The sequence below is a fragment of the Sphingobacterium sp. UBA7253 genome (assembly GCF_002472745.1).
In the GTDB taxonomy this organism is placed as follows: domain Bacteria; phylum Bacteroidota; class Bacteroidia; order Sphingobacteriales; family Sphingobacteriaceae; genus Sphingobacterium; species Sphingobacterium siyangense.
Window position 1 is genome coordinate 39377 of the sequence record NZ_DKSP01000180.1, and the last position, 6140, is coordinate 45516.

Sequence of the window (6140 nt, forward strand, 5' to 3'; positions counted from 1 at the left end):
ACTAAATATCATATTTCTCCAAACGTCTATAAAGTGCCGCCCTGGTAAGCCCTAATTCTTTTGCGGCTTTACTGATATTTCCGTTATAACGTTCAATCGCCGATTTGATTGCTTTACGTTCCAATTCTTCCAGATTTTGACTGCTGGGACTGGATTCGACAACGCGGTTATCTATTTGTTGTTCTATTGGCGAGAAAAAGAGGTCATTTCCAGCTATACTGAGCTGATCAGCCATAATAACAGCACGCTCGATGCTGTATTGGAGTTCTCGGACGTTGCCGGGAAAATGATACGCACACATTTTTTTAACCGCATCCGGTTCAAAGCCTTCAATCCGCTTATTGTATTTCTTCGAATAGATATCGAGAAAATGATTAGCCAATAGCTTGATATCCTCTCCTCGTTCACGCAATGGCGGTACCTGAATTTCAACGGTATTGATCCGATAAATTAAGTCTTTTCGAAAACGGCTTTCATCTGCGAGCTGTTTCAACGGAACATTGGTTGCTGAAATCAAGCGTATATCCACCGATATTGGTTGATAGGAACCCAACGGTGTAACCTGTCTATTCTGCAGTACGGTTAACAGTTTGGCTTGTTGTTGCAAAGAGATATTGCCAATTTCATCGAGGAACAATGTTCCCCCATTTGCAGCTTCGAATCTACCTTGGCGGTCTTCACGTGCATCTGTAAATGCGCCCTTCTTATAACCGAAAAGCTCACTTTCAAATAACGTTTCTGTCAGCGCCCCGACATCAACCTTTACATAAGTCCGATCTGAACGTAAGGATCTTCGCTGAATGGCTTGAGCAATCAGGTCTTTCCCGGTCCCATTTTCACCTAATATTAATATATTCGCATCTGTGGGGGCAATTTTCTCCAATTTATATTGCAATTCGTCCATAACAATGGAATTACCAATCAAATCAGGACTGCTCCCACTACTGAGCAAGGAACTTTTACTTTTCTTTTCTTTATTTTTTGATTCGGCAAGAGCGCTTTCTATCGTTGCCAATAATTGCTCATTTTCCCAAGGTTTCACGACAAAATCCGATGCTCCCTGTTTCAGCGATTTTACAGCGAGATCAACAGCTCCATAAGCGGTAATCATAATGACATGTACCTGTGGAAACTTTTCTTTGATCCGGGACAACCAATATAATCCCTCATTACCGGTATTAATCGTACTTTTAAAATTCATATCTAAAAGCACCAGATCATAAGGTGTCTTCTCCAGATGTGCTATTAGATTCTCCGGATTGGGTTCAACTTGAATATGACTAACTTTAGGTTTAAGCAAGATTCTTGCCGCAGTTAATAAGTCCTGGTCATCATCAACGACTAAAATAGATGCTTTTTTCATACTTCCTGACTTCATTGAAGATACTAAGATAACTATAAATTCAACGAGCCTGCGTAATAATCATTGATATATTTTTGCAGCAGCCATTCATACTGTTTGACGACCAATTGAATCTGGCTGTTATCGAATTTATTTTTTGCGGTCAAAAAAATCACTGAATTACTGTTTCCCAATTCGAAAACTACCTTGGCAATACGAAAAGATTCCGCGTAGTTTTCATTTTGACTACGTAATTGTGTAATCATGTTACTTGCATTCTGCAAGTTAAAAACCGCATTGGACGTCGCCGACCGCAAAACATTTTGTTGGATCTCTTTTTGAAATCTAGCCGTCTGCAGATCTAATTTTGCCAAGCGGACGTTGTTATAAACTTGCAAATGATTAAAAATCGGAACAGAAAGATTGAGAGAAATATACTTTCCTACGTTATTACGCATTTGTGACCAATACGTTCCCTGAATCCCCAATTTAGAATAATTTGACCCTAAACCAGCGCTCAGACTCAATGACGGATAATAGTATGATTTTGCAATCTTAATATCCCGCTCCGCCACTTTGATCCGATAATCCAGCGCCTGTATATCGGGCAATTGATCAACGGCCATTTCATAGAGCTGTTTCGCATCCAGTCGTTGCCCGCTCTCTTTTATTCCGAGGTTATCCAATTCGCCCAATTGATTTTCATCCATATTTAGTAAGGCAGCAAGCTTCACGCGGCTACTGTATAGTAACTGACGATTATTTTCAATCGTGTTGACATCATTTGCCAGTTGTCCTTTCAGATCAAAGTAATCCCCAGGATTAATTGCACCTTCCTTATGCATACTCTCCGCACGTCTGACCTGTTCTCGGGTTACTTCAGTCTGCATTTCTGATTGCCGCAATATATCCTGAGCAGTTAAGCTTTGGATATAAGCGGTAATAACGTCCAGTTTTAACGCATTAATCTGCGTATCAAAAGTCAATTTACCGGCAGTCTTTGCATCAGCACGCATCCGGATATCGTGAAATAAACGGAACCCTCTAAATATTGGAAGACTTGCGCCCAAAGAAAAATTCCCTGTTGAGTTGTTGGATGAAATATATTGAAGGGTCGAATTATCCTGAGATCTTCCTGATGTTAGGCTATGTTGTAGGCTTGCATCAACATCGGGAAGTCTATTCGCTTTAGCCTGTGCTAAATTCACCTCCGCACGCCTCACATCGAGTTCATTCTGCAATAAGGTTGGATTGGCCTTTATTGCCAACTGAATACACTCAGCTAAGCTCCGCTTGGTAATTTGTTTATCGTCGACCGCCGCAATTGTTGCTGTCCCAGCCACTCTTTCCGTTAGTCGCTGCTCCGTCTGTTGCGCCCCTGCCTTGGCATAACTCAATAAAAAGCATAATGTACTATATATATAGACTCTCTTCATATCCATTTTTTATTTTCTTGCTGACCATCGCCATGCCAAACAACAAAAACACTAACTATCAAATAGATACAAAAAACATATTTTCAAAAATGTTCATTAATGAACAGTCGGTGTGCGTAGTTGGACAATAGCAAAGACAAACTGTATAAATAGCAGAATAATTCAAATCAAGTTCGATAGTTATTCTTCCATTCAATGGATATCAGTCGGAGCTTGTTCGGACTTTTTTCGGTCACAACCGAAGAAGCACCGAAGAAGTACCGAACAAGCTCCGACTAAGCACCGACTAAGCACCGAACAAGGGTTGAGTAAATAACGAAAGTAATATAGTTAAATCCTTAATTTTAACAGACCACTTTTACCAACCGTTATAACCGATCGACCAATATAGCTACCTACCCCCTTCCCTAATTTACACCAACAGAGTAACCCCTGCTCCATCGGAATTAATGTGCATCACCGCAGCCAGATTATATCTGCCAAAAGCGCTTCAGTTGACGCTCTAAACAGCAAAAAACTTCCAGTTGTACGCCTTCGTACAAGAAGTGTCCGCTATCGAACACCAAGCTTAAAACTAAACAAAACAAGAACCTATCAATCAATAATTTACATTCTTGGCACAGCTTTCATAGTTACATACAAAATTGATATTAAATTATGGACAGACCTTTAGAAAAGAAGAAGTGGAATAGCAAACGTATCATGACTATTGTGGGGGTTGCTGGCTTAGTTGGATTGATCAGCGCCAGTTTCTATTTTACCTCCGGCAAAAGCAAACTGAATGTTGAAGCTGACCGCATCTCTATTGTCGAAATAAAAAATGGAAACTTTCAGGAATTTATCCCTATAAATGGCACTGTGCTTCCTATTAGCAGCATATACCTCGATGCTTCTGTTGGTGGACGCGTAGAAGAAAAGTTTGTAGAAGATGGCGCTATCTTAAAAAAAGGGGATGCAATCATGCGTCTTTCCAATACCGATCAGGAGCTTACCTTGGTACAACAAGAAACGCAAGTGCTGAATCTATTGACACAGTCCCAAATAGCGCAGACCAATGCACAACAAGCATCGATTAACAACCGCAACCAAATGGCTGATGTAGAACAAGCTTATCGTGAAGCCGAACGTATCTATACCTTAAATAGAAAATTACTCGCTGAAAAAGCCATTGGTACACAAGAGTTCGAAAAATCAAAGAACGAATACAACTATCAAAAAGAGCGGGTCAACTTGACCAAACAGATCCTAAAACAGGACGAAATCTCCAATGCGCAAAAAACTAATCAGGATAAGCAAACGTATCAACGTACACAGAGTGCATTGGAACTGATGAAAAGAAAAATTGGTGATCTGATCGTTAGAGCGCCTGTTGACGGACAATTGACAGCCTTCGATGCAGAAATCGGACAAAACAAAAATGCCGGGGAACGGTTGGGACAAATCGACGTTTTGACAGGATTCAAAGTGCGTGCTGATATTGACGAACATTATATCAACCGTATCTTCCCAGATCTGCAAGGTGAATTTTCTATCGGTGAAAAAACCTACAAACTCCGTATCAAGAAAGTCTATACACAAGTTACCAATGGACGATTCCAGGTTGACATGGAATTTATCAATGATGTTCCAAAAGGGATACGTCGTGGACAAACTTTGCAGATACGTTTAGCGTTAAGTGACGAGACAAAAGCATTATTACTGGCAAAAGGAGGATTCTATCAACAGACCGGTGGTAATTGGATCTTCAAATTGGATAAAAATGGAAGCACAGCGTATCGTGTGGATATCCAACTAGGAAGACAGAATCCGGAATATTATGAGGTCATCAAAGGTCTACAACCGGGAGATAAAGTTATCGTATCGAGCTACGAGACGTATGACAAGGTTCAAGAACTGAATATTAAAAAGTAACATCATATAGCGGTTATCGAGAACATCAGGTCTGTCGATAACCGCTTTTATCATACGACCATAATTATGATTAAAAACTTTATTAAAACCGCACTTCGTAACCTTTGGAAAACCAAAGGTTACAGCTTTCTAAATATTTTTGGACTGGCGGTCGGGATTGCTGCGGCATCGTTGATTTTTTTATGGGTTGAAAATCAGTTGAGCTTCAACGATAATTTCGCCAACAAAAAGGATATCTACATTGTCAAATCAAAACAGACATACGATGGAGCCACCTATGTATTTGAATCTACCCCAGGACCCTTTGCCCAAAGCATAGCGAAAGAAATCCCAGGCATCAAGCATGCAGTACGCATAAGCTGGAATTCGCCAATGCTGTTTTCGGTCGGAGACAATAATATATTTCAAAATGGTGTATATGCCGATGGAAGCATCGCTGATGTGCTATCCCTTGCATTTCTTGAAGGGGATCGAAAGACTGCCTTTGATCAGGTCAATAACATTGTATTATCAGAAACTGCAGCGAAGAAATTATTTGGCAACCGTCCTGCCTTGGGAAAAACCGTCAAAACAAACAATAGTGAGCCATTTATTATTGCGGGGGTAATCAAGGACCTCCCCAAAAATAGCAGCTATGATTTTCAATGGCTCATCCCTTTCAAAAAATTTGAAGCAGGTCAGGATTTTCTAAAAAATTGGGGGAACAATAGTGTTCAAACCCTAGTTCAGGTCGAAGATAATGCCAACGTCGATCAGATTAACAAGCAGATGATGGATTTCGTCAAACACAAGACCAATGGTGAAGTCACTTTTTCACAGAATTTCCTCTATCCAATGGAACGTTGGATTACCTACAATCAGTTTGATAACAGTGGTATTGAAAAAGAAGGTGGCATTAAAAATATTCGTCTATTTACCTTTATCGCTTGGGTTGTCTTACTGATCGCCTGTATCAATTTCATGAATCTTGCAACTGCAAGATCTGAAAAAAGAGCAAAAGAAGTTGGAATGCGCAAAGTGGTTGGTGCAAGTCGCAAATCGCTCATTATGCAATTCTTGGGAGAATCCCTTGTTTTGGCAATTATTTCCTCTCTTGTTGCTATATTGCTAATCTATATCTTCATCAGGCCGTTCAACACCATGATAGGCCAGAATCTTCAGGTTAATCTTTTAGCCCCCTCACACCTGCTATTTTTAACGACAATAACATTAGCATGTGGATTATTTGCAGGTAGCTATCCCGCGTTTTTCCTTTCGGCATTCAAGCCGCTTTCAACGATCAAAGGAACGAAACAGAAGGCCGGTAGTGGAAGTCTCGTCCGTAAAGGGTTGGTCATCCTGCAATATACAGCCTCAGTTGTGTTAATTATCTGTACCATTATCATCTACCAACAGATTCAGCACAACAAGAACAGAGATCTCGGTTTTGATAAGAGTCAGGTGTTGACTAG

The 6140-nt window shown here is 40.3% G+C and carries 4 protein-coding genes; 2 read left to right on the forward strand and 2 right to left on the reverse strand.

The annotated features are described in order from the left end of the window. Position 1: 1 nt before the first annotated feature. Positions 2-1363 carry a sigma-54-dependent transcriptional regulator gene (locus tag B2X72_RS18285; protein ID WP_070566332.1) on the reverse strand — a complete coding sequence of 454 codons (1362 nt, stop codon included), beginning with the start codon at positions 1361-1363 and terminating at the stop codon, positions 2-4. 32 nt (positions 1364-1395) lie between these two features. Then, positions 1396-2778: a TolC family protein gene (locus B2X72_RS18290; protein WP_158638948.1), complete on the reverse strand. Its 1383-nt coding sequence runs from the start codon at positions 2776-2778 to the stop codon at positions 1396-1398. 657 nt (positions 2779-3435) lie between these two features. On the opposite strand from B2X72_RS18290, the gene B2X72_RS18295 reads away from it, so the two are divergent. Beyond that, entirely contained in the window at positions 3436-4689 is a 1254-nt protein-coding gene (locus B2X72_RS18295; RefSeq protein WP_120333433.1) for an efflux RND transporter periplasmic adaptor subunit, read from the forward strand. A 66-nt stretch (positions 4690-4755) separates the two neighbouring features. Continuing rightward, the coding region (locus B2X72_RS18300) for an ABC transporter permease (RefSeq protein ID WP_286850974.1) at positions 4756-6140 on the forward strand (1385 nt) is incomplete at its 3' end.